Source organism: Mycobacterium sp. NGS61 (genome assembly GCF_059812325.1).
This window is the reverse complement of the sequence record NZ_JCALCL010000001.1, coordinates 304,810-329,780: the sequence shown is the minus strand read 5'-3', so window position 1 is coordinate 329,780 and position 24,971 is coordinate 304,810. Positions and strand designations below refer to the sequence as shown.

General features: G+C 67.2%; 25 protein-coding genes and 1 tRNA gene. 14 read left to right on the top strand and 12 right to left on the bottom strand.

What is annotated here, in order from left to right; genetic code table 11:
* Positions 1–69: 69 nt before the first annotated feature.
* A complete protein-coding gene (locus AC5Y3Z_RS01620) occupies positions 70–669 on the top strand; it encodes a TetR/AcrR family transcriptional regulator (protein WP_473139264.1) in 600 nt (199 codons plus the stop codon).
* Here AC5Y3Z_RS01620 and AC5Y3Z_RS01615 read toward each other — a convergent pair.
* Together AC5Y3Z_RS01615 and AC5Y3Z_RS01610 are read right to left on the bottom strand one after the other, a co-directional pair.
* Positions 650–1,144 (bottom strand): nitroreductase family deazaflavin-dependent oxidoreductase, encoded by a 495-nt coding sequence (locus tag AC5Y3Z_RS01615; protein ID WP_463827721.1) that lies wholly within the window; start codon positions 1,142–1,144, stop codon positions 650–652. The genes AC5Y3Z_RS01620 and AC5Y3Z_RS01615 overlap by 20 nt on opposite strands.
* A 91-nt stretch (positions 1,145–1,235) precedes the next feature.
* A complete protein-coding gene (locus AC5Y3Z_RS01610) occupies positions 1,236–1,469 on the bottom strand; it encodes a hypothetical protein (RefSeq protein ID WP_463827722.1) in 234 nt (77 codons plus the stop codon).
* A 295-nt stretch (positions 1,470–1,764) separates the two neighbouring features.
* Here AC5Y3Z_RS01610 and AC5Y3Z_RS01605 point away from each other — a divergent pair, with 295 nt between their 5' ends.
* Complete coding sequence (locus tag AC5Y3Z_RS01605; protein ID WP_473139027.1) at positions 1,765–2,208, top strand: DUF5994 family protein; 444 nt, start codon at positions 1,765–1,767, stop codon at positions 2,206–2,208.
* 15 nt (positions 2,209–2,223) lie between these two features.
* On the opposite strand, the gene AC5Y3Z_RS01600 is transcribed toward AC5Y3Z_RS01605, so the two are convergent.
* Positions 2,224–4,035 (bottom strand): sulfatase family protein, encoded by a 1,812-nt coding sequence (locus tag AC5Y3Z_RS01600; RefSeq protein ID WP_500001795.1) that lies wholly within the window; start codon positions 4,033–4,035, stop codon positions 2,224–2,226.
* 190 nt (positions 4,036–4,225) lie between these two features.
* Here AC5Y3Z_RS01600 and AC5Y3Z_RS01595 point away from each other — a divergent pair, with 190 nt between their 5' ends.
* Both AC5Y3Z_RS01595 and AC5Y3Z_RS01590 read left to right on the top strand, forming a co-directional pair.
* Entirely contained in the window at positions 4,226–5,680 is a 1,455-nt protein-coding gene (locus AC5Y3Z_RS01595; protein ID WP_463827725.1) for an aldehyde dehydrogenase family protein, read from the top strand.
* 30 nt (positions 5,681–5,710) lie between these two features.
* Positions 5,711–6,631: an HpcH/HpaI aldolase/citrate lyase family protein gene (locus AC5Y3Z_RS01590; protein WP_463827726.1), complete on the top strand. Its 921-nt coding sequence runs from the start codon at positions 5,711–5,713 to the stop codon at positions 6,629–6,631.
* Between the two features lie 40 nt (positions 6,632–6,671).
* Here the strand turns inward: AC5Y3Z_RS01590 and AC5Y3Z_RS01585 are convergent, their stop codons facing one another.
* The gene (locus AC5Y3Z_RS01585; protein ID WP_473139263.1) at positions 6,672–7,688 is read right to left on the bottom strand and encodes a phosphotransferase; all 1,017 of its coding nucleotides are present in this window, start codon (positions 7,686–7,688) and stop codon (positions 6,672–6,674) included.
* A 104-nt stretch (positions 7,689–7,792) separates the two neighbouring features.
* On the opposite strand from AC5Y3Z_RS01585, the gene AC5Y3Z_RS01580 reads away from it, so the two are divergent.
* On the top strand, positions 7,793–8,374 hold the full coding sequence (locus AC5Y3Z_RS01580; RefSeq protein ID WP_473139025.1) for a TetR/AcrR family transcriptional regulator: 582 nt from the start codon (positions 7,793–7,795) through the stop codon (positions 8,372–8,374).
* Here the strand turns inward: AC5Y3Z_RS01580 and AC5Y3Z_RS01575 are convergent.
* Genes AC5Y3Z_RS01575 through crcB (AC5Y3Z_RS01565) form a run of 3 tightly spaced genes read right to left on the bottom strand, consistent with a single transcriptional unit; the run spans position 8,368 to position 10,222 of the window.
* Positions 8,368–9,465: a DUF190 domain-containing protein gene (locus tag AC5Y3Z_RS01575; RefSeq protein ID WP_473139024.1), complete on the bottom strand. Its 1,098-nt coding sequence runs from the start codon at positions 9,463–9,465 to the stop codon at positions 8,368–8,370. The two genes, AC5Y3Z_RS01580 and AC5Y3Z_RS01575, sit on opposite strands and share 7 nt — an antisense overlap.
* The gene (gene crcB / locus AC5Y3Z_RS01570; protein ID WP_463827729.1) at positions 9,462–9,830 is read right to left on the bottom strand and encodes a fluoride efflux transporter CrcB; all 369 of its coding nucleotides are present in this window, start codon (positions 9,828–9,830) and stop codon (positions 9,462–9,464) included. The genes AC5Y3Z_RS01575 and crcB (AC5Y3Z_RS01570) overlap by 4 nt, the downstream gene beginning before the upstream one ends.
* On the bottom strand, positions 9,827–10,222 hold the full coding sequence (gene crcB, locus AC5Y3Z_RS01565) for a fluoride efflux transporter CrcB (protein WP_463827730.1): 396 nt from the start codon (positions 10,220–10,222) through the stop codon (positions 9,827–9,829). The genes crcB (AC5Y3Z_RS01570) and crcB (AC5Y3Z_RS01565) overlap by 4 nt, the downstream gene beginning before the upstream one ends.
* Positions 10,223–10,301: 79 nt before the next feature.
* Between crcB (AC5Y3Z_RS01565) and pgm the strand changes: the two genes are divergently transcribed.
* The 4 genes from pgm (at position 10,302) to AC5Y3Z_RS01545 (ending at position 14,243) form a co-directional block, all read left to right on the top strand.
* On the top strand, positions 10,302–11,933 hold the full coding sequence (gene pgm / locus AC5Y3Z_RS01560) for a phosphoglucomutase (alpha-D-glucose-1,6-bisphosphate-dependent) (RefSeq protein WP_473139023.1): 1,632 nt from the start codon (positions 10,302–10,304) through the stop codon (positions 11,931–11,933).
* An 86-nt stretch (positions 11,934–12,019) separates the two neighbouring features.
* Complete coding sequence (locus AC5Y3Z_RS01555; RefSeq protein ID WP_473139262.1) at positions 12,020–13,189, top strand: MFS transporter; 1,170 nt, start codon at positions 12,020–12,022, stop codon at positions 13,187–13,189.
* A gap of 55 nt (positions 13,190–13,244) precedes the next feature.
* Positions 13,245–13,317, top strand: a tRNA-Ala gene (locus AC5Y3Z_RS01550).
* Between the two features lie 179 nt (positions 13,318–13,496).
* Positions 13,497–14,243, top strand: coding sequence for an adenosylcobinamide amidohydrolase (locus tag AC5Y3Z_RS01545; RefSeq protein ID WP_473139022.1), 747 nt, complete (start codon positions 13,497–13,499; stop codon positions 14,241–14,243).
* 17 nt (positions 14,244–14,260) lie between these two features.
* Here AC5Y3Z_RS01545 and AC5Y3Z_RS01540 read toward each other — a convergent pair whose 3' ends face one another.
* The 3 genes from AC5Y3Z_RS01540 to AC5Y3Z_RS01530 form a co-directional block, all read right to left on the bottom strand.
* The gene (locus tag AC5Y3Z_RS01540; RefSeq protein WP_473139021.1) at positions 14,261–15,070 is read right to left on the bottom strand and encodes a DUF1906 domain-containing protein; all 810 of its coding nucleotides are present in this window, start codon (positions 15,068–15,070) and stop codon (positions 14,261–14,263) included.
* 145 nt (positions 15,071–15,215) lie between these two features.
* The gene (locus tag AC5Y3Z_RS01535) at positions 15,216–15,866 is read right to left on the bottom strand and encodes a DUF732 domain-containing protein (protein WP_473139020.1); all 651 of its coding nucleotides are present in this window, start codon (positions 15,864–15,866) and stop codon (positions 15,216–15,218) included.
* 706 nt (positions 15,867–16,572) lie between these two features.
* Entirely contained in the window at positions 16,573–17,349 is a 777-nt protein-coding gene (locus tag AC5Y3Z_RS01530) for an SDR family NAD(P)-dependent oxidoreductase (RefSeq protein ID WP_473139019.1), read from the bottom strand.
* A 264-nt stretch (positions 17,350–17,613) separates the two neighbouring features.
* Between AC5Y3Z_RS01530 and AC5Y3Z_RS01525 the strand changes: the two genes are divergently transcribed.
* Positions 17,614–18,522, top strand: a complete 909-nt coding sequence (locus AC5Y3Z_RS01525) for a TerD family protein (RefSeq protein WP_473139018.1) — start codon at positions 17,614–17,616, stop codon at positions 18,520–18,522.
* Positions 18,523–18,526: 4 nt separating this feature from the next.
* On the opposite strand, the gene AC5Y3Z_RS01520 is transcribed toward AC5Y3Z_RS01525, so the two are convergent.
* Complete coding sequence (locus AC5Y3Z_RS01520) at positions 18,527–18,994, bottom strand: nucleotide exchange factor GrpE (RefSeq protein WP_473139017.1); 468 nt, start codon at positions 18,992–18,994, stop codon at positions 18,527–18,529.
* Between the two features lie 59 nt (positions 18,995–19,053).
* Here AC5Y3Z_RS01520 and AC5Y3Z_RS01515 point away from each other — a divergent pair, with 59 nt between their 5' ends.
* On the top strand, positions 19,054–20,745 hold the full coding sequence (locus AC5Y3Z_RS01515; protein WP_473139016.1) for an Hsp70 family protein: 1,692 nt from the start codon (positions 19,054–19,056) through the stop codon (positions 20,743–20,745).
* A gap of 23 nt (positions 20,746–20,768) precedes the next feature.
* The gene (locus tag AC5Y3Z_RS01510) at positions 20,769–22,871 is read left to right on the top strand and encodes an Ig-like domain repeat protein (RefSeq protein ID WP_473139015.1); all 2,103 of its coding nucleotides are present in this window, start codon (positions 20,769–20,771) and stop codon (positions 22,869–22,871) included.
* 17 nt (positions 22,872–22,888) lie between these two features.
* Here AC5Y3Z_RS01510 and AC5Y3Z_RS01505 read toward each other — a convergent pair whose 3' ends face one another.
* Positions 22,889–23,635, bottom strand: coding sequence for an alpha/beta fold hydrolase (locus AC5Y3Z_RS01505; RefSeq protein ID WP_473139014.1), 747 nt, complete (start codon positions 23,633–23,635; stop codon positions 22,889–22,891).
* Positions 23,636–23,730: 95 nt separating this feature from the next.
* Here AC5Y3Z_RS01505 and AC5Y3Z_RS01500 point away from each other — a divergent pair, with 95 nt between their 5' ends.
* Both AC5Y3Z_RS01500 and AC5Y3Z_RS01495 read left to right on the top strand, forming a co-directional pair.
* Positions 23,731–24,615 (top strand): HpcH/HpaI aldolase/citrate lyase family protein, encoded by an 885-nt coding sequence (locus AC5Y3Z_RS01500; protein ID WP_473139013.1) that lies wholly within the window; start codon positions 23,731–23,733, stop codon positions 24,613–24,615.
* Positions 24,616–24,759: 144 nt separating this feature from the next.
* Positions 24,760–24,966, top strand: coding sequence for a long chain fatty acid-CoA synthetase Faa4p (locus tag AC5Y3Z_RS01495; RefSeq protein WP_463827746.1), 207 nt, complete (start codon positions 24,760–24,762; stop codon positions 24,964–24,966).
* Positions 24,967–24,971 lie beyond the last annotated feature (5 nt).

The window sequence follows — 24,971 nt, the reverse complement described above, 5'->3', positions numbered from 1 at the left end:
CTCCTCGTTGAGTAACGGCGTTACACCCTGGTACGGTAACCGTGTTACTCCACGAGAGCAAGGGTGCATGTGGTCAGCGCTGAACGAACGGCCGGCGAAGCCGAACCCAGGCCGGAACGCGGGCGGGACCGCATCATCGACATCGTGGTGGACATCCTGGAGACCGACGGCTACGACGCGGTGCAACTGCGCGAGGTCGCCAGACGAGCACGCACGTCACTGGCGACCATCTACAAGCGGTTTCCCAACCGCGACGCGCTGATCCTGGCCGCCCTCGAGTACTGGATGAACGAGAACCGGTACGCGGGCCTGGCCGGCCAGGCTCCCGATCCGCACGCCTCTGTCTATGAGCGCCTGATGCGAATATTTCGAACGATTTTCGAGCCATGGGAACGCCACCCCGACATGCTGCGGGCGTACTTCCGGGCCCGCTCCGCCCCGGGCGGCCAGCGGTTGGTGAGCCGGGGTCTGGACGCAGTCATCCCCGCCACTGCCGCCGCGTTGGACGGCGCTGATCCAGACTTGATCGACGACCTGCCGCCGATCATCTCCAACCTCGCCTACGGCCTGGTGGCGCGCTTCGCCGCCGGCGAGATCCCCATCACCGAAATACTGCCGACGCTGGATCGCGCGCTGTTCCGACTGACGGCTAACGCGGCGAAAGGATGACGACCGGGATCTCCCGATCCGTCCATGTCTGATATTTCGCGAAGTCGGCATAGAGCTCGAGCAGCTTGGGCCACAACTCCGCGCGCTGCTCCGGAGTGGCGACGTGGGCCGTCACCTTGACATTGCGCTGACCCGTCACGTGCACCTGGGTGTCGGGGTGGGCGACCAAATTGTGGTACCACTGCGGGTGCTTGGGCATGCCCCCCTGCGAGCCGACGATGACGAAATCATCGCCATCCTGCAGATAGACCAGCGGCGTGGTGAACAGTTTCCCGGACTTGCGACCGCGGTGCTCAAGCAGCAGGGTCGGCACCGGTTTGTGAAAGCCGGCGCCCACCCGCCAGGTCTTGCCGATGCGACCGTTGGTGAGTTTGAAGATCGCGACGTGCGCCTTGGCCGCATACTTCATGACCTTCGCTGTCACCGGCGACGACAAACCCCCCGGCGCTTCCTCGGGCAACGAAAACCTAGACATACAACCCCTGTCGGCACCGGGGAGCCGTCACCAGCTCGATTGGTGGACCCGTGGGTCCTTGGCGGTACGCCTACATTAGCGTCCGGCCAACTCAGGACGCTTTGGCGAACCTGCGAACCATGTCGTCTTCTTTGAACGTGCTCGCGTGATCCCGGCCCTGCGCGTCGCGGCCGAAGAACGTCCACCGCTGACGCCCGGATTGCGGGCCGCTGATCATTTTGACGATGTAACGGAGATGATCGGCGTCCACCGTACCGATGGCATCACCCACCCGGATCTCCGAAGGATGGATTTCGGGGGCATCCCACCAGTTTTCTATGGCCATGCTTTCCATACTCGCCTACATCTGCCTTATTCGCCGCATCGGCACTGATCGGAACTGAATCCAGCTGTTCGGCAGCGGCCTCGGTGGCGTAGCCTCAGGACCGAGCCGTTTCGTTGTCAGCGGTAGTCAGCTCAAGCTACGCACACCGGCAATGTGATTCCTCCGTCGTTCCGCACCCGCGGGCGTCGACGCTGAATGAAGGAACACCCCTGGTGTGTAATCCGGTACCGCTCTTACGAAATCTCCTGCATCGCCCCGGGTCGGGGTTTGGTCCGCCGACCCCGTGGATTCAGTGATGTCGTCGTTGCTCGGGCGGCGCCAGGCCACCCCGATCCGGCTGACGCTGGCACTGGAGCTCGGGCAGAACATCGACGGGGCGTGGTGGCCGCGTACCGATCGGATCGGCGCGGAGTTGCCGGAGCTGGTCGGAGCGCTGAGCGCGCGGCTTGGCGAGGTCACCGGCATCGCCGTCAACTGGCCACCACTGCAGCGACCGCCCGACTTGAATTGGCAAGGCTGGCAACATAAGCAGCAGCACGTGATCAGCGTGAATGGCGCGGAACAGCTCGCCAACGTCCTGATCGTCCCGTACTGCACCAACGGCACCCTGGCGCAGATGATGTTGCGGCGCGCCGCCGACCTGCCTATCGGACCCGCCCACCGTGACTCCACGCCGTTCCATACCGCAGGCTCGATCATTTACGCTGCGCGTCAACAGGTTACCCGCCGCCCCTGCTGAACGGGAGTGCCAGAATCACCCGGGTTTGCGCAACCGCCCAAGCGTTCGGCGTAGCACTCCGTGCGTTCCGTCCGCAGGCGGTTGCCGGTCGGCGTACGGCCACGGCCGATTGCGTTCGGGGACCGACTCCGCGCGGATCTGCTTGAGTCGCATCCGCAGGTGCCGACGTAGTTCGAGCAGTTCGGGGTCAGCCCAACGGTTTTGCGTCTCGACCGGGTCGGCAGTCAGGTCGTACAGCTCCCACTGATCATCGATCGGGTCCGTACGGTAGGTTTCCCCACCCACTCCGTTGGCGGCCAGGTGTCGCACCCCGGGCTCGGTCCAGGTGGCCGGATCGTCGAAGGTGCGCACCAGCTTCCAGAGATGTCCTGCGCCACCGTCGGCAGCAGCGACGCGTACCACCAGGCCTTCGAAATTGGACGCCACGTGGGCTGGAATCCTGATCCGAAGGGGCGCAGGGGGATTCGTGTTTCTTCCCAACTGGCGGGACAATGCTGAAGCGCCGGTATCACCCTCGAGCACGTTGTCGCGCGTCATCAGATACACCGCCCGCGTCTCGTCGGCGGCGGCTCCGTCGACGATCGGCATCAGGTCGCGACCGGGCAGCGGGTGCACCTCGGAGAAGGACTCGGCCAGTGCTGCGGCGACGGTGTCGATGTCGATGCCCGCCGCGCCCAGCAGAGTCGGGACCAGGTCGACATGCGAGGTCGGCGTGTCGATGGTGCGCGCGTCGGTGCCGCGGTGACCGATTCGGGCGATCACCAACGGCACCCGGGTGGCCTCGTCGTACAGGTTGAACCATTTCTGGTGCAGTCCGCCGTGCGCACCGAGCAGTTCGCCGTGATCGGAGGTGCGTAGCAGGACAGCATTGTCGGAGCCACCGTCGGTGACCGCCCGGCGCACCCGGTCGAGCGGCGCATCGACCTCGGCGTGCAGGCGGTAGTAGAGGTCGCGGTAGCGCTGCGAGTTGCGGTTGTAGGTGCGGCTGATCACTGGCGCCGGCCCGTACCCGGAGTAGTAGGCCTCCCGGAACGCGATCTGTGCGGCCGGTTTGGTGGACAGGTCCTCCTGCGCGGTGGGTGCCGGCGGCACATGCGGGGGATCCAGGGGAGCAGGCTGCACCGGACTGCGCCGCGCCCAGGCCGGGAAGAGCACGATGTCGTGCGGGTTGACGAAGCTGGCCACCAGCAGGAACGGGCGCAGGGCGGCGATGTCACCGGCGCGGCGACGCGCGTAGCGATCTTCGAGCCAAGCCACCACGCGGTCGGCGATCAACGGGTCGCGCCGGTAGCCGCTGTTGGCGTTGCCCGCCCCGTGCGGTTCGGGACCCACCCAGCCCGAGAAGCCGTACGGGGCTAGCGGGTCGGCGTCCAGGTAGTGCTGCACCGCCACCGGATCGACGACGCCGTCGTCATCGTTGGTCGCCAGCGATCCGCCCGTCTCCGGATCGGTGAGGTCGGCATGCGAAATGTGCCATTTGCCGTCGTAATGGGTGTCGTAACCGGCGGCGCGGAACCAGTTACCCAGCGTCGGCACCTCGCCCACGCGCAGCCAGCGCAGCCGCGAATCGTCGAAGCGCTTGCCGATTCCGTCGGTCTGGGTGACGCCGTGTAGGTCGGGATACTGGCCGGTAAAGATCGTCGGGCGGCTCGGCACGCAGGCCAGCGAACCGGTGTAATGCCGGGTGAAGCTGACCCCGTTGTCGTCGAACCAGCGCCGACCGGGCAGCATCCGCTCGCGCCACTCCTGCAGTTCGGCCGGTTCGTAGGGCGGCGCCGCGCGCTCCTCGTCGGTCATCAGGATGACGATGTCGGGGCGGTCAGACATGCGGGTTCTCCGATCGTCGAGCCGATCCGGCGGGCAGCGCCTCGGCTTGCCGGAGGTGGGCACCTCGTTATCCAAGCACTGTTCGACGACTGAATCCGTCGAAACGGGGGCGGGCGGGGCGGCGCCTTGACCCCACGCCACTGACGGTGCTAAGCAAGTGCTCAGCATTCGAGACGAAAGAGGATCGACGATGACCCTGCATGCGGTACTGGACGAAATCCGTGAACGCCCCGGCACCGGAGATGTCATCCCGGTCATCAATCCGGCGACCGAAGAACAGATCACTGAATTCACCGACTGCGGCGAGGAAGCCGTCAACAACGCCGTCGAGCGGGCCCGGGCAGCTTTCGACTCCGGGGTCTGGTCCCAGTTGCCGGGACGCGCACGGGCAAAAGTCATGTGGCGCATCGCCGATCTGATCGACGAGCATGCCGAGGAATTCGCGCAACTCGACTCGCTCAACACCGGCATGCCACTGATGCAGGCGCAGCTGCAGATGTCCACCTGTTCAGAATTCTTCCGCTACTACGCCGGTTGGTGTTCCAAGATCAACGGCGTCGCCTACGACGTCAAAACCGATGGCATCGCGACGGACGCCTTCGTCAACATGCACGCCTACACGCTCAAGGAGCCCTACGGCGTGGTCGGGCTGATCTTCCCGTGGAACGGTCCGATCTTCAACGCGTGTGCGAAGCTGGCGCCCGCGCTGGCCGCCGGCTGCAGCATGCTGGTCAAGCCCGCCGAGGAGACCCCGCTCTCGGCGCTGCTACTTGATCGGCTGATCCACGAGGCCGGCGTGCCCGACGGTGTGGTCAACCTACTGACCGGATATGGGCACACCGCGGGTGCGGCGATCACCGCGCACCCCGGCGTCGAGAAGGTGGCGTTCACCGGTTCGACCGAAGTGGGCAAGGAGATCGTCCGCGCGTCGGCGGGCAACCTCAAGAAGGTGACCCTCGAACTCGGCGGAAAGTCGCCCGTGCTGATTTTCGACGACGCCGACATGAGCAAGACCATTCTGATGGCGTCGCTGGGCATCTTCGTGCACTCCGGGCAGGGTTGCGTGTGCGGGTCACGGATCTTCGCGCAACGCGGCGTGTACGACCAGGTCGTGGAAGGCATCTCGATGATGGCCAACACGTTCAAGCTCGGCGCCCCCAGTGAGGAGGGCTGCGTCAGCGGCCCGCTGATCAGCCAGAAGCAGCTGACCCGGGTGATGGGCTTCATCGACGAAGGCAAGAACGACGGGGTCGACGTGGTGGCCGGGGGTTACCGTCTGGACCGCAAAGGCTACTTCGTGCATCCCACGGTGCTGACCAACGTCGACCCCGGGATGCGGCTGTACCAGCAGGAGATCTTCGGACCGGTGGTCAGCATCCTGCCGTTCGACGACGAAGACGAGGCCGTGGCCATGGCCAACGACACCACCTACGGCCTGGCCGCCACCGCCTGGACGGAGAACCTGGGGCGCGCACACCGGATCGTCAAGCGGCTGCAGGCGGGCAGCGTGCAGGTGAACTGCCAGCTGGTGTTCGATCACGATGTGCCCTTCGGTGGTCACAAGCAGTCCGGCTGGGGTCACGAGTTCGGCCGCGAGGGCATCGACATGTACATGAAGACGAAGTCGGTGTGGGCCCAGCTCTGACCGGATTGCGGTGTCGCTACGGTTGGGGACGTGTACGAACAGGGCAACACCGACACCACGACGGACCCCACCGACATCGGCTCACGCATCGATCCGGTGCTGGCACGCAGTTGGTTGCTGGTCAACGGCACACACGCTGATCGGTTCGAAGCCGCGGCGCGCTCCCGTGCCGACATCGTGGTCTTCGACATCGAGGACGCGGTCGCGCCCAAGGACAAGGTCAGCGCCCGCGACAACGTGGTGCGGTGGTTGTCCGCCGACAACAATGACTGGGTTCGGATCAACGGCTTCGGGACCCCTTGGTGGGCAGATGATTTGGCCCAGTTGGCCGGTACCCCGGTGGGCGGGGTGATGCTGGCGATGGTCGAATCGGTGGACCACGTCACCGAGACCGCGAAACGGCTGCCCAACGTGCCGATCGTGGCGCTGGTAGAAACAGCCCGAGGGCTGGAGCGCATCACCGAGATCGCCGCGGCCAAGGGCACTTTCCGGCTCGCCTTCGGCATCGGCGACTTTCGTCGCGACACCGGGTTCGGCGAAGACGCGTCCACGCTGGCTTATGCGCGGTCCCGGTTCACCATTGCGGCCAAGGCGGCCGGCCTGCCCAGCGCCATCGACGGCCCGACCATCGGGTCCAACCCGCTCAAGCTGATCGAGGCCAGCGCCGTGTCGGTCGAGTTCGGCATGACCGGCAAGATCTGTCTCTCGCCGGATCAGTGTGCTGTGGTGAACGAGGGATTGTCGCCATCTCAGGACGAAATCGGTTGGGCGAAAGAGTTTTTCGCTGAGTTCGAACGCGACGGGGGAGAGATCCGCAACGGGTCGGATCTGCCCCGCATCGCGCGGGCGACCAAGATTCTCGACCTGGCCCGGTCGTATGGCATCGAGGCGTCGACGTTCGAGGACGAGCAGGGGCATTCACCGGCACCGTCGGACACCTACCACTACTGACCGTTGCCGAGTTGGGCCTCGGCGCGCCGTGACGGCTTGATCACCCACTGATCTCACGCAGTGCGGCGGCGGTGTCCAGATCCGCATAGGCCGCTGAATACCGTTGTGCCAGTGCGATAGCGATGTCCGGTCGTTGCCACAGGTCACCGGCGGAGGCGGTGCACAACCAGATGGCCAGCCCGTGGGCCACTGAAGCGCGGTAGCGCAGCCAGACCTCGCCGCTGCTGGGCAACTCGGCGGCGGGCAGTCCGAGTGCGCCGCGATAGATCTCCAGCAATTCACGTTCGCTGTTGCGGCGATCCGCGACGGTCAGGGCACCCTGCAGGAAATAGCCCAGGTCCAGCGACCAGTTGCCGTGGCGGGCGACCTGCCAATCCAGGAAGCCCACCTCCCCGTCGGCCAGCAGATAAGTGTTGCCGATGTGCGGGTCGCCGTGCAGCAAGGTCTGCGGCGTGGTGGTGAGGGTGCGGATGTACGGCTTCCAGATGGATTCGATCAGCTGGTCGGCGTTGAGCGACAGCACCTCGGCGGGCGCGTCGTCGCCCAGGCGCGCCTGAGCTTCGTGCAGCGGCGCGTATTGCATTCCGTCCCAGGGCAAAAAGGGCTCGAGCCAGTCCAGTGCGGGGTACGCGGCCAGCCGGTGGCCCCAATATCTGCCGTGCATCCGGGCCAACCCTTGTACGCCGGAGGCGACCTGCTCGACCGACATGGGCCGGGTCGCGTCCCGCGGATCGGCGCCGCGCGCACTCAGATCCTCCATGATCATCACGAAGTCGTAGTCGTCCTTGTCGATCAAGGCGGTATAGACCTCGGGGTGCTCGAGTGGTAATTCGACGCCGCAGATGAAAAGCCGCGGCTCGTGGAACATGCCGCTGGTCATGCGGATCATCTCTTTGTGCGCGGGGTCGGCGGCTTTGGCGAACACCGTGGCCGGGCCGGCGCCGGCGGCGTAGGTCAGCGCCAGACGCGCGCGCCGGTTGGTCCCGTCGTCGCGGTCCGCAACGGTGACCGACTCCACGACGACGCCGGGGAACCGGCTGACCAGCGCCGCCGACATCCACCCTGAAGTGATGTCGTCCCACGTCTTGGGCACCGAGAGCGATGCGGTCACAGCGGATCCTTCCGTTGCCTTGGCGAAGATACGACACGTATCGTTTCCTTATGACGGTAACGCAACCAGGCCGCCCACGCGACAGGCAACTCGACCGCGCGATCCTGACCGCCGCACGTGACCTGCTGGCGGCGGGCAGCTACGCCGAACTGTCCATGGAAAGCGTTGCCGCCCATGCCGGGGTGGGGAAGAAGACCGTCTACCGGCGCTGGCCTTCCAAAGCGCCGCTGGTGGCCGAAGCGGTCCTGGAGGCGTATGGCGGGTCAGGCTCGTTTCCGGTCGCCGACACCGGTGACATCCGAGCCGATCTGCGTTCCTGGCTCAACGACCACGCGAACTTTCTGGCCGAGGCGCCCAACGGTGCGCTAATCCGAGCTCTGGTCGCGGCCGCGGCCGCGAACTCGTCCGACGGGGTCGCGCTGTATCAGCAGTTGAGCGCGCCGCAACACGAAGGACTGATGACGCGGCTTCGTCAAGGCATGCGCGACAAGCAAATTCGTGACGACGCGGATCTGGATGCCGTCGCCGACGCACTGATCGGCACGTTGCTACTGCACGCACTGAACCACGGAGCCAGTCCGACCCGGTTGGACGCACTGCTGGATGCGCTGCTGAACGGCATCGGTCAGTAGTCGTACTCCGCCAATGGTGTTCCGGTCCAGTTCTGCGTTCCGTCCAGAGCCATTGCCGCGGGAACCATCTCGCTGGTGACCAATCCGTGCCGGGTGGTCACCGTGTCGACGACGTCGAAGCTGCGCGCGATCGCCTCGGGTGTGTCCACGATGACAGTGGTCACTGGCACGCTGCGGACAAGCTGAAAAAGCTTGTCTCCGTGAGGCTTATGGTTTCCCTGAAAGCCCCAGGTGCCACGCAGGACCGTGGCGCCACGCGCGGACTTGGACTGCAACAATCGGTGCACGATGGCGCGGTGGAGCGGTTGGCCGTCGTGCAGAGTTGCCTCGCCGGTGTGGACCATGAGTTTCTGCCACAGGGTGCGCCCCTGGTTGTCGGTCGGCGGCAACTCCTGGGGGCGGGCGAACATCTCGCCGTCGCGTTTGCACAGCCGGACCCGTTCCACGGTCAGCAGCGGGTTGGGTAACAGTTGCGCCAGTTCGGCCATCGCCGCGGACACCTGGGCCGGCAACCCCACCGCGATGATCATCTGCGGCACGTTGACGTTGCGCCCGAAGAACCGGGCTCGCTCGCGCTCACCGTGCACGGTGCCGTCGACGCCGAGAAACACTGTGGCACCGGCGAATCCTTGCCGATGCAGTAGTTCGCAAACGGCGAGGTGCGCCGGTCGGCCGGCCACCCGCACCTGGCGGCCGACGTATACAGTCAGCTTCGCGGCATCCCCGGTTCGGCTGTCGAAGTCGGTGGCTGCGTCGGGTCCGCTGTCCTTGGTGACCAGGCGGGCACGTTCCAGCGTCACCAGCCCGCGGCCGGTGATCGCAGCGACCTCGTCGACCAGGGGACCGATCTTGGACGAAACGTCAACGGCGGCGATCGTTACCGGCGGGTCTTCGGACAAGCTGAGCGAACGATCGCTGCGCAGTTCACCTTTCGAGCCGAAGCCGGAGATGCCGCGCATCATCACGCTGGTGGCGACGCCGCGAGAGCCGAACACATCCAACATGGCGTCGGCCAGGAACCGGCGCGGTGCGCCGACAGCGCGCTGCCGTTCGCCGAAATACGCGGTGAGTTTCAGGCTCTGCTCGCTCATATCAGGCCCGCGATCTGCTGGCCGAGCACGACTGCGGCCAGTCCGAGGAGCACGCTGACGGCGATGTTGGCGAACGACGCGAGCAACTGCCGTTCCTCGCTGAGCCGCTGAGTCTCGAGCATCCAGGTGGAAAACGTGGTGTAGGCGCCGACGAAGGCGGTTCCGGCCAGCAGCGCGGCGTCCTTGGACAGCGCCAGACCGCCCAGGAAGCCGAGCAACGCCGCGCCGGTCAGGTTCACCGTCAAAGTGCCGTAGGGGAACGGGCCGGGCGTTCGGCGCGCGACCGAACGGTCCACCAGGAAGCGGGCGACCGATCCGACACCGCCGATGAGCATGACGGCGAGCCAGAGCAGGACCGTAGTCATCGGAGCCGGACCCGGCGCACCAGGGCGGTAGCCAGGTAGACCGCCAGCAGTCCCAGCGTGATGCTGACGACGGTGTACGCGCCGGCCAGCGCCCAGTGTCCGTGCTCGATCATCCGGACCGTCTCGACCTGCATCGTGGAGAACGTGGTCAGTCCGCCGCACAGACCGGTGCCGAGCAGCGGGCGGCGATAACTGGACAGCGGCAACCGTTCCAGCAGTCGGGTGGTGAAGTAACCGACCAGGAAAGCGCCGACGATGTTGACCGCGAACGTCGGCCATGGCCAGCGCGCCGGGTCGGGGACGGCAAGGGTGGCGAGGGCGGCGCGGGCCAGCGAGCCCAGCGCGCCGCCGGCGAAAATCGCTGCCAACTCCCGATAGTCGTGGCGTGCCACCGGTTGTTTCCCTCTCGTGTGCCAACTGTGCGCCTAGCAGCTTAGGGCGGTGCCGTGGCCTATGGGCAGAATTGTGACCATGGCCCACCCGCGAGCCGGTCGACCGGCGCAACCCGATGACCTCGTCGATCTGCCGCATCTGGTGACGGCGTATTACTCGGTGCAGCCCGATCCCGACGATGTGGCGCAACAGGTGGTGTTCGGTACCTCGGGCCATCGGGGCTCGGCATTGAACAGTGCGTTCAACGAGGCGCACATCCTGGCGACTACCCAGGCCATCGTGGAGTATCGGGCCGGGCAGGGCACGACCGGTCCGTTGTTCATCGGCCGTGACACACATGGCCTTTCGGAGCCCGCCTGGGTCACGGCGCTGGAGGTGCTGGCCGGCAACGACGTCCTGGCTGCCGTAGACAGCCGCGACCGCTACACCCCGACTCCGGCGATTAGTCACGCCATCTTGACCTACAACCGCGGACGCAAGGACGGGTTGGCTGACGGGATCGTGGTGACGCCGTCGCACAACCCGCCCTCGGACGGTGGCTTCAAGTACAACCCGCCCAATGGCGGCCCGGCCGACAGCGACGCGACTGGCGTGATTGCCAAGCGCGCCAACGAGATTCTGCGTGACGGGCTGTCGGCGGTGCGGCGGGTGCCGTTGGCGCGTGCATTGGGTTCGGCACAGCGACACGACTATCTGGCTGCCTACGTCGAAGATCTGCCGAACGTGGTGGACATCGAGGCGGTGCGCGCAGCGGGGGTGCGCATCGGCGCCGACCCGCTCGGCGGGGCCAGCGTGGACTACTGGGGCGAGATCGCATCGCGCTTCGATTTGGACCTGACCGTGGTCAACCCGCTGGTCGACGCAACCTGGCGGTTCATGACGCTGGATCACGACGGGAAGATCCGGATGGACTGCAGCTCACCGGATGCGATGGCCGGGCTGATCGCCAATCGGGACCACTATCAGATCGCCACCGGTAACGATGCCGACTCCGACCGGCACGGCATCGTCACCCCGGACGGGGGGCTGCTGAATCCGAACCATTACCTGGCGGTCGCGATCGACTACCTGTTCACGCACCGGCCCGGGTGGCCCGGCGAGGTGGGGGTCGGCAAGACCGCGGTGAGTTCGTCGATCATCGACCGGGTGGTGGCGGGCATCGGGCGTTCGCTGGTGGAGGTGCCGGTGGGATTCAAGTGGTTCGTCGACGGGCTGATCGGCGGCACCATCGGCTTCGGTGGAGAGGAGTCGGCGGGGGCGTCGTTCCTGCGGCGCGACGGATCGGTGTGGACCACCGACAAGGACGGCATCATTCTGGCGTTGCTGGCCTCGGAGATCTTGGCGGTAACCGGTCGGACCCCGTCGCAGCGGTACCGAGAGCTGGTGGGTTCGTATGGCGAGCCGTTTTATGCGCGAGTTGATGCGCCGGCCGACCGGGAGCAGAAGGCCCGGCTGTCGCGATTGTCTTCCGAGGAGGTGTCGGCGACCGAACTGGCGGGGGAGCCGATCGAAGCCAAGCTGACCGCCGCGCCGGGCAACGGTGCACCGCTGGGTGGGCTGAAGGTGGTCACCGCGAACGCCTGGTTTGCTGCGCGGCCCTCGGGCACCGAGGACGTCTACAAAATCTATGCCGAGTCGTTCCTGGGGCCCAGGCATTTGGCGGAGGTGCAGGAAACGGCTCGCGAGGTGGTCAATAAAGTCATTGGGTGACCAATACCCTGCGACTTGCGCGCCCGAGGGGTCGCGGGACTACCCCGCTGCCGCGCGAAGTCTGGCTTCTCAGCGGGGCGAACGTGGTGGTCGCGCTGGGCTACGGGGTCATCTCGCCGGTGATGCCTTCCTTTGCGCGCACATTCGGCGTCAGCATCGATGCGGTGACCTTTCTGGTCACCGTTTTCGCGTTGAGCCGCATGTTGTTTGCCCCGATGAGCGGTGCGCTGGTCCAGCGGTTGGGGGAGCGGCGCATCTATATCACCGGTGTGCTGATCGTGGCGGTGACCACCGCGGCATGCCCGTTTTCTCAAACTTATTGGCAGTTAACGGTTTTGCGTGCCCTCAGTGGTGTCGGCTCGACGATGTTCTTCGTCTCGGCGCTCGGCTTGCTGATTCACATCAGTCCTCCCGATGCGCGCGGGCGCGTCGCCGGGTTGTTCACCACATCCTTCATGGTGGGTGCGGTCGGCGGCCCGGCGGTGGGCGGTCTGGCCGCCGGTGGGGGACTAGCCGCGCCGTTCCTCGCCTACGGAGCCGCACTCCTGGTTGTCGTCGTGGTGTTGTTCTACAGCTTGCGGAACTCGGAGTTGACGGCTCCCGGGCTCCCGACGCGATCAACCGTGACGATGCGCCAAGCGCTGCGCGTCCGCGCGTACTGGACGTCGCTACTCGCCAACTTCGCGACAGGTTGGTCGGCGTTCGGGCTTCGGGTCGCGCTCGTCCCGTTGTTCGTCACCGACGTGATGGGCCGCAGCGTCGGGGTCATCGGTCTGGCGCTGGCGACATTTGCCGTCGGCAATGCGTTACCCGTCGTGCCCGTCGGCGACCTCTCTGATCGGATAGGGCGTCGTACGTTGCTGATCGTCGGGCTGGCGGCGACCGGCGTGGCGACCGCCTGGCTGGGCTTTGCGACGTCGTTGCTGTGGTTTCTGGTCGCGGCGTTCGTAGGCGGAGTGACGACGGGCATCTACATGTCACCGATGCAGGCCGCGGTCGCGGACATCCTCGGAAGTGAGGCACGTGCCGGCGCGCCGGTGGCGATGGTGCAGATGGTGTCGGATCTGGGTGCCATCGTCGGCGCCACCACCGTGGGATGGGTCGCCGGGCACGTGAGCTACGCATGGAGCTTCGCGATCAGCGGAATCGTGCTGCTGATCGCCGCTGTCGGGTGGTTGCTGGGGCCGGAGACGCGGCCGGCCGCGGATACCTCGACCGGGCTGGCGCAGGCGGTGTCGGGTGGTGGGTCAGCCTGACCAGCAACTTTGAACCACGGTTGCCGGTGGTGTAGCTTCGACTGGCACGACATTTGGGGCTATGGCGCAGCTGGTAGCGCACCACACTGGCAGTGTGGGGGTCAGGGGTTCGAGTCCCCTTAGCTCCACTCAGATACAAGCAGGTCACAGACCTACCGATGGGCCAGACAAGATCCGCGTCAAGACTCTCGTCAAAATGAAGCCGACCGGCGCGACTAGATCCCTAATCGATTCGTACTCATGCGCGTAGCACGAGGTTCGCTGGCACCCTGGTTTCGACACCTGGATATTAGGCCAGGATGAAGCTATGCATCCCAGGTTGACCGCACGCGTGGAACAGGCGCGTTCGCTGCCGGTACTTCTGTGGCAATTCGCCGAGCCTCGGCTGTGCGTGTCGTCGGGTCCGCTCGGCGGCGGCATCGCCGCCCGGAACTGGGTGCTCAACGCGACGGTCCCGTTCGATTACGACCGGACCGACCCGGATCGTCACCTGGCGGAGATCGGTGCCGCGCTCCAGCTCGCCGGCACCGGTTGCGGGCTGCTCACCGCCGTTGACGTCTCCCGGTACCGGCTGGCCGAAGACACCGGCGTGGTTGCGACCGCGACAGTCGGGCTCTCGCACCCGACCTGGGCAGCAGCACCTGACCGGCACCTTCGCCGCGAATTGCCTTGCGGCGTAAGAACAGGCGAAGGTGGCGTGTTCGAGACCGTCGATTACCGACCGTTGCTAGCCGGCGACGAGTACCGGGTGGGCACCATCAACGTTGTGGTCGAGGTGCCGCAGCGGCTGTCCGAGGCAGCTCTGGTCAACGCGGTAACTACTGCGACGGAGGCGAAAGTGCAGGCGTTGTACGAGGCTGAAGTACAGGCCAGCGGAACCGCCTCGGACGCGATCGTCGTGCACTGCCCGACGGACGGAACTGCGAAGGCATACGGTGGGCCCCGCTCTGTGGTCGGCGCCCGGATCGCGCGAGCGGTGCACGCGGCAGTGCTCGCCGGCACCCGCTGCTGGATTTCAGATCCTGCCGGACGCAACTCCACCCCGTGGGGATGAACGACGTTGCCCCGCGCTCACGGATGCAGACTCCACTGCCCGCAATCCTGGGCGAGGACGTCGTTGACGTCGACTTCCTGCCCCCCGACGGTCGGGCCGGGATTCGACGCCGTGCTGACCACTCGTTGGTAGAGGACCGCGGCAGGATCGACTCGACTGCCCGACCACGCCTTGGTCTGCCAGGCCCACCGGTGGCCCGGCGTGCGCGAGTTGCCGATGACCCCGTCGGCAGCGGCCCACTGGCACACGTCAATGCCGCCGTAGACGCCGGTGCGCTGCACGCCCAGCACCGAATTGATACCGCGAAACCACTTCAGCGCCACGGTGTTCCAGGTGTCGCGGTTGATGTCCTCGTCGATAGTGAAGAAGATGGGCGCACTCTGGCCGCCGCCGGCCTCGGTGTGCAGCTTCCAGGCGGTGCGAGCGTCGGCGACACCACCGTCGAACCCACGCTTGAAATCCGACGGCGCTGTCCCGCCGGGCTTGCCGTACTGGTAATTGCTGACGATCATCAGCCCCGCAGCTTTCAGCTGTTCGGCGTAGGGCCGGGTGATCGGCTTGGCGTCGAAGGACGAACCGGGGCGCGACAGCGAGACGTAATTGATGACGCCCGAATAGCCCGCTGCTCGAATGTGCTCCGCCGGAATCTGGTGCATGGCGAAGTCGATTAATTTGGGGGCGGCCGCCGCGGCCTCAGGGACGCCGCCATACGCCGAGACCGTGCAGATCCCCGGCAACACAGACATGGCAACGGCATAGCGCATCACTTCACGTCGGGAAAATGAACGTGATTGTCGGAGGCATGAATTCACCGACGTGTCCTGCATCGCGCGACGTTAACAATCTGACTGCTGCGAAAAGAAGTAGCGTTTGCCAGCTGATACCGAATCGACGCCGTGTCGTGTGCGTCGCTAATCCACGCCGGCAAAATAGCAGCTCACAGGCGCGGCTGCGGGTGAGCGAGCAGTTTTGTTACGGCGCGAGCGCGATGATGCCGGGTTCGACGGGCGGTAGCGGGGCCGCTCCGCCGGTACCGCCACCAGTGCCGCCGCCTCCGCCGCCGCCCCCTGGCGGAGGACCGACGACGGGGGGCGCCACCTTGCGTGCTGGAGGGGGAGCCGCCGCCTGTGGCGGCGTCAGGATCTGGATGTCGGGTCCACCTGGTACCGGCGGTGACGGGTTGTCCGGGTTGGTCTCTTTGATCCGCGAAGCAAGTACCACCCGGTGCGTCGCGTTGTTCCAGCCGGCAGGGACAGAACCTATCCTGCCGAGATTGTTGGGACAGTAGGCCTCTACTGCCGCAGCAAGGAACCGGCCTTCGGTACGCACGAGTCGGCCTCGCTCGGCACCCGGAGTGACGTTGTTCGCGTTGTCTACCAGGGCGTCCACCAGGGCATTTGCCGACACCCCAGCGTCAAGATTGCCGCAGATCTCGTGCGCCGTGGCGATCAGACTCGGCACGCCCGACAGGGCGGAAACACCTTTTTGATTCAGCAGGGCCAGGAACTGGTCGTCTTGGCTCGAGTCGGCAGATGCTGCACCGCCACCCAGAATTGCCGCTCCGCTCAGCGCCAGCATCGAAGTCAACACGGTTCCGGCAGAGACGGCGAGGCGGGTGAACATGACGAGGCTCCGTTTCTGCTACGCCCCCGGCAGATTGTGGGGTGGGACCTGTGGTTGCCCGTCGGCCGCTGCGGTGCGCCAGGAGTTCACGGGCAGTTTACCCGACGTTAACCGTTAAAATCACCATGCGTGAAAATTTGGCGAGTCGCCGGGTAGATGTCCCCGGCGATGGCCGGGCTCGACTCGCGTCGGCACTCTCTCACGGCCGGGCAGCGGTGGGGTTGCAGAAACAGCTGTGGGCTTCCGTGCGAAACGTCGCTTGCGCGTCGGATCGGAATTGAGCCGAAACTGCTTCGCGCGCACCATGTCTTGCCGTCATTGGAGCGCGCCGAAAGTCACCGGAAGCGTGGAACGGGTGCCCGTTCACTTCCAACTTCCCGTACGCGAACGGCTACTGACGTTGACCCGCAGGTGCGCCCGGACCGGCCGGAACACACGCAGCTCTTGGTCGCGAACGCGGATGGATGTTCGGGCTACGGCCGCGCCGCATGTTGACGGTTCGGCTTCTCGCAGCTATGGCTCTCCCGGGGAACGGAATCGCCGGGTCAGATATGAATCCAGCCCAGTCGATCGCCCCGTGGCGACGTTCGCGCTCGGTGCTTCGCCGAATGTCGTTCTGACGCAGAAGAATTCGTCGCTCTGACTGCCGTCGTCGACCGTGTACCGGTGCCCGCAGGCCAAGACTGTGCGGGCACCGGCCAAACGGCTACTTCGGTGGCATCCGGATGCCGCCGTCCACCCGCACGACTTCGGCGTTCATGTACGAATTGGTGAGCAACTCGACGACCATCGAGGCCAACTCGTCGGGTTTGCCGAGACGGTGCGGAAACAGCACCGACTCGCCGAGTTTGGCTTTGAATGCCTCCGAGGCTTCACCCTCGCCGTAGATCGGGGTGTCGATCAGGCCGGGGGCGACGGTATTGACGCGGACGCCGACCGCCGACAAGTCGCGCGCGACCGGCAGGGTCAGACCCACCACGCCGCCCTTGGACGAGCTGTAAGCGGCCTGACCGATCTGACCGTCGAACGCCGCGACACTGGTCATGTTGACGATGGCACCGCGTTCCCCGGTCTCGGTCGGTTCGTTCTTGCTCATTTGGGTCGCGGCGATCCGGATGCAGTCGAAGGTGCCGACCAGGTTGATGGCGATCACCTTCCGGTACGCATCCAGGTTGTGCGCCGAGGAGAATTCGCCGTCCTTGCCGATGGTGCGCTGGGCCCATCCGATACCCGCCGAGTTGACCAGGGCGCGCAGCGGACCGAGGTCCGCGGCGGTCTTGACCGCGTCGATGATCTGGTCAGTGTTTGTGACGTCGACGGTGACGAAGACACCACCGATTTCGTGGGCGAGAGCCTCGCCCTTGTCCGCCTGCAGGTCGGCAACCACGACCCGGGCACCCTTGGCGGCCAACTGACGCGCAGTCGCCGCTCCGATTCCTGACGCGCCACCGGTGACGATCGCGCTCGCTCCATTGATTTCCACGTCGTCACGGTATCGGGGACCGGGTGGCCGCCGAGCGGACCCCGGCCAAAATTCGTGCGGTGATCTCTGGGGCCATTCAAAGTGCCTGGTGTTCAATGCGATTGGCTACAGCGGGGCCAGCCCGACACCCGTCGTCGGTGATGCCGGGCGCTGGGACGGAACCGACCGGCGAATACCTGGCGGCTACGAAGTAGCCTCGGTTGAGGGGGACGGCCACCGGCACCCCCACGGCGTCCTGTGAGGTCGAAGAGGAGGGTCATCGGCATGCCCATCAATTACAACAAGCCGCCCAAGCAACCGGCGCAGTCGCAACCGCCGCCAGCTCAGCCGCCCCCGCCACCTCCCGCGCCGCCCTATCAGCCACCACCCCCGCCTCCGGCGTACCCGCCACCACCGCCGCCTCCGCCATATCAGCAGCAACCGCCCTATCAGCCGCCCCCGCCGCCCTACCAGCAGCAGCCGTACCCGCCGGCGCCGCCGTATCCGCCGCAGCCCTACCAGCAGCAGCCGTACCAGCAGCAGCCGCCGGCGCCGCCGCAGGGCCCGCCGGTCAGTCTGTCGAAGGTGACGCTCACCAAACAGGCGCCGACAGTCTCGTTGAGCAAGGGGAGTGGCGGTTCGGGCGTCATCCGGGCAAACCTGAACTGGACCCAACGGCAAACCGGCGGCGGATTCTTCAAGCGGCTCGCCGCATCCGGCGGAGACATCGACCTCGACCTGGGCTGCCTGTTCGAGTTCGTCGATGGCGACAAGGGCGTCGTGCAGGCGCTCGGCAACCAGTTTCAGGTCAGCCCACTGTCCGGTGGATCAAAGATCATCTGGCTCTCCGGCGACGATCGGTCGGGGGCGAGTCAGGGCGGGGAAGACCTGTTCATCGACCTCTCGCGGGCGAACCACATCCGCCGGGTCCTCATCTTCGCCTACATCTACGAAGGCACCCCGAACTGGGCCGCCGCCAATGCGGTGGTGACCGTCTTCCCGCAGACCGGCCCGCAGATCGAGGTCCGGCTCGACGAGCACGATCCAGGCTCCCGGATGTGCGCCATCGCGATGCTGACGAACACCAACGGCGAGATCACGATCAACCGCGAAGTGCGCTACATCCGCGGCGGCCAGTCGTTGCTGGACCGCACCTACGGTTGGGGCATGGACTGGACACCGGGCCGGAAGTAACGACCTAGGCCCGGTGCCGGTACACCGCGACCCGGGCGGCCCGGACGGTGCGCCCGGTCGTCGTCACCCGCAGCCCCGGCGTGAGGAGCGCGGCGACCAGCCGGTCCTCAGCTGCCGAAGGGGCGGGCCGGACCTCCGCCGCGTCCATGGTCGCGGGGTCGAAATCGGTCCCCGGCGCCGGCACCACGATTTCGCCGCCGCGGCCCGCGATGAGGCGCTCCAACGCCGCCGCCAGAGCCTCGAATCCGGCTCGCTCCCGGTTGCTGCGCGACGTCGCGGCGCAGGCGGTGGCATCGGAGTGCACCGCGTACAAGTCCACCAACAACGAGATGTCCGCCCCCGCAACGTCTTTGGCCTGGCGAGCGCGCGCATCCTCGGCGAGGCGGTCGATGCCGGCGGATTGCCGTCGCAGCGCGCGCGCCAGATCGTCGAGGCGCTCGACGATCGCGGTCTGTAGGTCATCCTCGGCCACGGGCATCGATAGTACGGAAGGCGTTCAGTCGCCCGACGGTCGTCGCTACGCTCACCAGAGTGACCATCCATGGGATTGACCTCGGGACAACGAACTCGGCGATCGCCAGGACGGGTCGCGACGGATCCCCGGAAGTCCTCAGCGGTTTCACCGGCGATCTGACGACACCCTCCGTGGTCCTGTTCACCAATCGCGACGAATACCTGGTCGGCGAGGGTGCGCGACGGCAGGCGCGGCTCGACCCGGAACGGGTGTGCACGCTGGTCAAGCGCCGCATGGGCGATGCCGAGTGGCGGTTCGTCGCGAACGGCAACGCGTGGTCGGCCCCGGCCGTGTCGGCCTTGATCCTGCGCAGCCTCACCGCCGACGCCGAATACGCCACCGGCGAGCCCGTGCGTAAGGCTGTCATCACCGTGCCCGCCTACTTCGGCGACGAGGAACGCCGCGCGACCGTGCTCGCCGGCACCCACGCCGGACTCGACGTGGCCGGCGTGCTCTCCGAGCCCATTGCCGCGGCGCTGTCCTACGGCTTCGGGCGCTTGGACGGCCAGCACAGCATGGCCAAGGAGGGTCACCGGGAAACGGTCCTGGTGTACGACCTGGGCGGGGGCACCTTCGACGCGACGGTCATTGAGCTCGCCGACCGCCGGATCACCGTCCTGGCGGTGGAGGGCGATCACCAGCTCGGCGGCGCCGACTGGGACGAGCGGCTGGCCCTCCATCTGTCCCGGCGGTTCTGCGCGGCCAACCCGCAGGCCGAAGATCCGCTGGACGACTCCGCCGGCGCCCAGGAATTGGTGATCGCGGCCGAGCGGGCCAAGCATGAACTCTCCGACCGTGACGTCGCCCAGGTGATCGTCACCCACGACGGTGCCCGCGCGGTCATCGACATCACCCGCACCGAGCTGGAGGAGATGACCTCGACGCTGCTGCGCCGGACCTTAGACCTGACCCGCGACTGTCTGGCCGCCGCCCGTCGCCGCGGCGCAGACAGCGTTGACCGCATCCTGTTGGTCGGTGGTTCCTCGCGCATGCCTGCCGTCGCGACCGCACTGCACACCGACTTCGGGATGCGCCCCGAGCTCAACGATCCGGAACTCTCCGTCGTCCGCGGAGCCTCGCTCTACGGCGAGAAGCTCGAAATGGAACGCATGGTCGCCAACGATCTGATCACCCGTGGCCGGCTGGCGCCGGGCGCACTACCGGAGGACGCACGCCCCAGCGATCTCAACGACGCCTGCAGCAGGGTCGCCGACGCGTATGACCTGCCGCTGGCCCAGGTGCGCCGCGCGGTGCTGATCCGGGTCGACACCGTGGTCTCCCGCGGATTCGGCATCCTCTCGCTCGGGGAGCACACGCTGTCGTTGCAGGCGACCTGGCTGGTACGCCGCAACGACCCACTGCCCATCTGCGTGCACCGCAGCTTCGGCACGGTCCGCGACGATCAGGACGCCATCAGGCTCGTCGTCGTCGAGCAGCAGGGCCAGGTGGCGTCGTCCCGACCGGAGGACGCGAAAGTGTTGATCGCAGGCATGATCGAGGGCATCCCACCGGGATTCGGCGAAGGCAGCGAGGTCCGCATCACCTTTGCGATGGGCTTCGACGGAGTTCTGCAGGTGACGGCCCGGCACGTCGAGGCCAACATGCCGCTGGTGCTGACCGCAGAAACCGGGGCGACCATGTCGGCCGCGGAGGTGGAGCGCGAACGGCAACAGGTCCAGCGTTCCCGACGGCGCGACGCCGGCCGGTGATCGCTATGACGGCGGGGTCCTGAATGTCGGCCGGGCTGCACCCGTTCGAACCGAACGCGTACCGCAAGCGGGTACTCGCCGCAGTCGAGGCCCGGGGTGGCCCGCAGACATCCGATCCCTTCGAGTTGTACGACATTCCGCTCGAGGACATCGAAAGCCTCAGTGACAAAGTAGTTTCCGAACGCATCGCAGAAGTCTGGGCGTTCTGGCAGCGGCAGCGGGACCACCCCAAGTACCGGGTGCTGGTTGCCGCCCTGCTGGCCGCGCACGACGCCAACAGCGCCGCGCTGCTCGATTCGCGCGCCCGCGCCGAACTGGTCGCACGGGCCCACCGGCAACGTGCCGGACATGACGCCGCCCGCTACGAACTGTTCGACGCTGCGCTGGCCGCGCTCGCGGCCAGACACGGTGGCATACCGCACGAGAAGCTGGCCCAGCTCGAGCAGGTCGGTCGCGACTCCGGCCTGACCGAGGCGGAGGTCGCGGCCCGGTTGCAGATGCACCGGGTGATCGGCGCGCCCGCGATGCCGGCCGGCGAGCTCGTGCCGGAGCATCGCCGTCGCCAGATCCGCGCACTGTTAGAAGAACTCGGCCGGATCTGGGAGTCCCCGCCGCCGGCGACGCTGTTTTCGTTGCTGGGCTGCGATCCGGACGCGGACGAGGCCGAGGTCGCGGCGCGGGCCGCTGCGTGGCGTGCCCGGGCCCGTGAGCTGCCGTCCGACCGGCTGCGCACCGTCATCGACGAGCTGCTCGTACACGTCGGCGACCTGCTGGAGGCCGGCCCCGCGCTACGCGAGGCATACCTGGACGGCCTGGCGACCGACTTGACGGACAAGCTGCGGCCCCGGGTCCGGGCGGCCGTGCTGGTGGAGGATCGGCTGACCGTCGACGACCACGCCCATCTGGTGGCCGAAGCCGTCGATCTGGGGCTGGATGCCGCCCGGGCGTCACGCGTATTGGTCGCTCTCGCAGCTGAATTCGGTGCGCCCGTCGACACCGCGGTACCTGCGTCGCAGCCGCCCCCACGCCACGAGCCGGTACCGCCGCCGCCCGCCAAGCCGGACTGGTCGGCACCGTTGCGGGCGGCGCGCAAGGCGCTTCGGGAAGGCCGGCCGGTGGCGGCGCAGCGGCTCGCCGAGGATGCCCGCCGGCACGCGCTGCCGGAACGACAACCGTCGATCGCCGCGGTGGCCGACGAGATCGAATCGGTGCTCGCCGATGCGCGGCAGCGTTGGCGGGCGGCCTCGGCGGCGCTGCAGGCGCGCAGGTACGCCGACGCGGCCGACCAGTTGGAGCACCTGACCCGCGTCGCCGCCGACCTGGCCGACCCGAACGGCGCGGTCGACGCCCAGCCGGCGTTAGCCGCCGCACGCGCCGCGGTCGCCGAAGCGGACCGGATCGTCCAGGCCGCAGCCGCCGGCCCGCAGACCTCCCGCGCGGCGCAGTTGATGGCTGCGCTTGATGCCTGTCCCGGGCACCCGCGCGCGTTAGCGGCCCTGGCCGCGTTGCCGTTGGCCGGACCGGCCCGGGTCGCGGCGACCCGGGCGGCCGGCGGCGACGTGACGATCAGCTGGGACCGGTCGCCCGATGCCGGTGTCACCTACAAAGTCACCCGGCTCGATCCCGACGGCGCGTGGCGCACGGTGGGCCGGACGGGCGCCGTCTCGATAACCGACGGCGGGGCTCCCGCGGGGCCGGGGACCCCGGTCTACGCCGTCGTCGCGCTGCACACCGGGCGGGCCTCGGCGGCGGTCCGCTCCGATGCCGGAACCAATCCGCCGCCCGCCGGTCGGGACCGGACTGGACGTTCCCTGGTGCCGCCGCGTTCGCCCGTCCCGCCGCCGATGCCTACGGCAGGCCCGTTGCCCGCACCGCGGCAGGTACACGCACAGCGTGGCGCTGACGGCAGCGTGCGGGTTTCGTGGGTGCCCGCGGACAGCGCGGCCGACGTGGAATACCAGGTCGCCCGCCGTGCCGACGACGGCACCTGGCGAGTCCTCGGCCGCACCCGGGGCACGTCGATGGACGACGGCGGGGCGCCCGACGGACCGCTACCGCAATACGGCGTGATGGCGCGCGCCGGTGGTGTCGCCTCAGCGCGGGCGGTGTCGCCCGGCACGGCGTGACTGCGGCGCCGCACCGCTCACTGCAGCGAGTCCCAGAACTTCTCGAGGACGGCGGCCCCGCGCGCCGGATCCTGCAGCATCCACCAATGACCAAGGCCGTCAAGAACTTCCGTGCGGGCACCGGCCCGGTCGGCGGCACGCCGGCGGATGTCGGGGGAGCCGACGTAGGTGTCTTCGGTCGCCAGTATCGACAGTCCCGGGCGCGCCGCCGCGTGCTCCAGCGCCCGCCCCGCCTCGGCCGTCGCCGGCTGCGCCGCCGAACGGTAGAGCAACAGGATGGCCCGACCCATCTCCGGCCCCTGCGCCTGGGCCAGCGCGGTCGCGATGTCAGGGGTGATGCCGAGACCGGCCAGCAGGGCGGCACGTTCCTCGACGGTTCCGCTCATCATGGTGTCGACCAGTTCCTCGCCCTGCCCGGGTGTCTGCCACACCTGGGCCATGTCGTGCCAGACGTAGTCGGCGTCGAACACGCCGAGGATGTCGCTGGCCCAGCTGCGTACCAGCTCGGGTCGGTGCATCACCAGGTTCACGACGTGGCCGCCACCCCAGTCGTGACCGACCAGATCGATCGGCCCGTCGATGTTCTCCAGCTCACCCGCCAGCCAGTCGCGGTAAGCCAGGTACGTCGCCGGGAAATCGCCGGGCAGCGGTGCACCGAATCCTGGCGGGGACAGCAACACCACATCGTTGCGCCCGAGGACGTCGACCAGCGGCCCCCAGATCGCCGTTGTCTCCGGATTGCCATGGACCAAGACGACCGGCATGCTCTGCTCCTCGTGTGCGCGGGATCTGCTCTGACAGCCTGCTTTAGGCTACTGGTGCCCCCGGAACTGTTGTCGGACAGAAAGCGAACACACTCATGGCGCCCACGCTGCGCCCCCGCCGATCGGCCCTCTACCTCCCGGGCAACAACGCCCGTGCCCTGGAGAAGGGCAAATCGCTCGCGGCTGATGTGTTGATCTTCGACCTCGAGGACGCGGTCGGTCCCGATGCGAAGGCCGACTCACGCAGCAGGGTGTGTGCAGCTGTCGCAAGCGGGGAGTATGCGCCCCGCGAGATCGTGGTGCGTATCAACGGCCTGGATACCGACTGGCACGACGACGATCTGGCCGCCGTGGCCGGTTCGGCCGCCGACGGCGTGCTGGTGCCGAAAGTCGAGACAGGCCAACAGGTTCAAGCGCTGACGGCGCGGTTGGAGGAGCTGGGTGCCGCGGAGTCGCTGCAGTTGTGGGTGATGGTCGAGACGCCGCGGGCGTTCCTGCGGATGGACGAGGTCGCCTCGGCCAGCGACCGGCTGGCCGCGCTGGTGGTCGGCACCAACGACCTGGTGAACGAGCTGCACGGACTGCACGTGCCCGGACGCGCCCCCGTCGTGCCCGCGTTGGCGCTGGCCGTGCTCGGGGCACGCGCCGCCGGCAAGGTCGTGCTGGACGGAGTGTTCAACGCCATCAAGGACGATGCCGGATTCCGCGCCGAAGCGCGCCAGGGCCGCGAGATGGGATTCGACGGCAAGACCCTGATCCATCCCTCGCAGGTGGATCCGGCCAACGCCGTATTCGGACCGTCGCAGGACGAGCTCGCCGACGCCACGAAGATCGTGCAGGCCTACGAACAGGCGCAGGCCGCCGGCGAGAGCGTCATCACCGTCGACGGCCGCATGATCGAAAGCCTGCACGTGCGGAACGCCGAGCGGATCCTGGCGCTGGCCGACCGCATCGCCGAACTGCAGTCGCAGACCCGATAGGCCGGCTCGATGCGGTTCAATTAGGTATTGCCGCCAATCGGCATTATTCTTGCGCGCGGCCCATCGTCGTCCCAGGAACACACCATGCCTCTTCAGCCCACTCTGCGGCGCGCACATTCGGTGCGCAGGGTTCGTAGTCCTCGCGTGAAATGCGTAACCGTTGGCCAGTGCTTCGACATCGATATCGCCCGCGATGCGGACGGTTGGTCGATCCGGATACCCGAGGTAGACGGGGTCGCCCGTGCCGCGGATCGGGCGGCGGTGGAATTGGCGGCCCGCCGCTGCATCGCGAGCCGGACCGGTATCCCGATCGGTTATGTGTCCGTCTTCGTCACACGCGAGATCGGTTAGCCGAC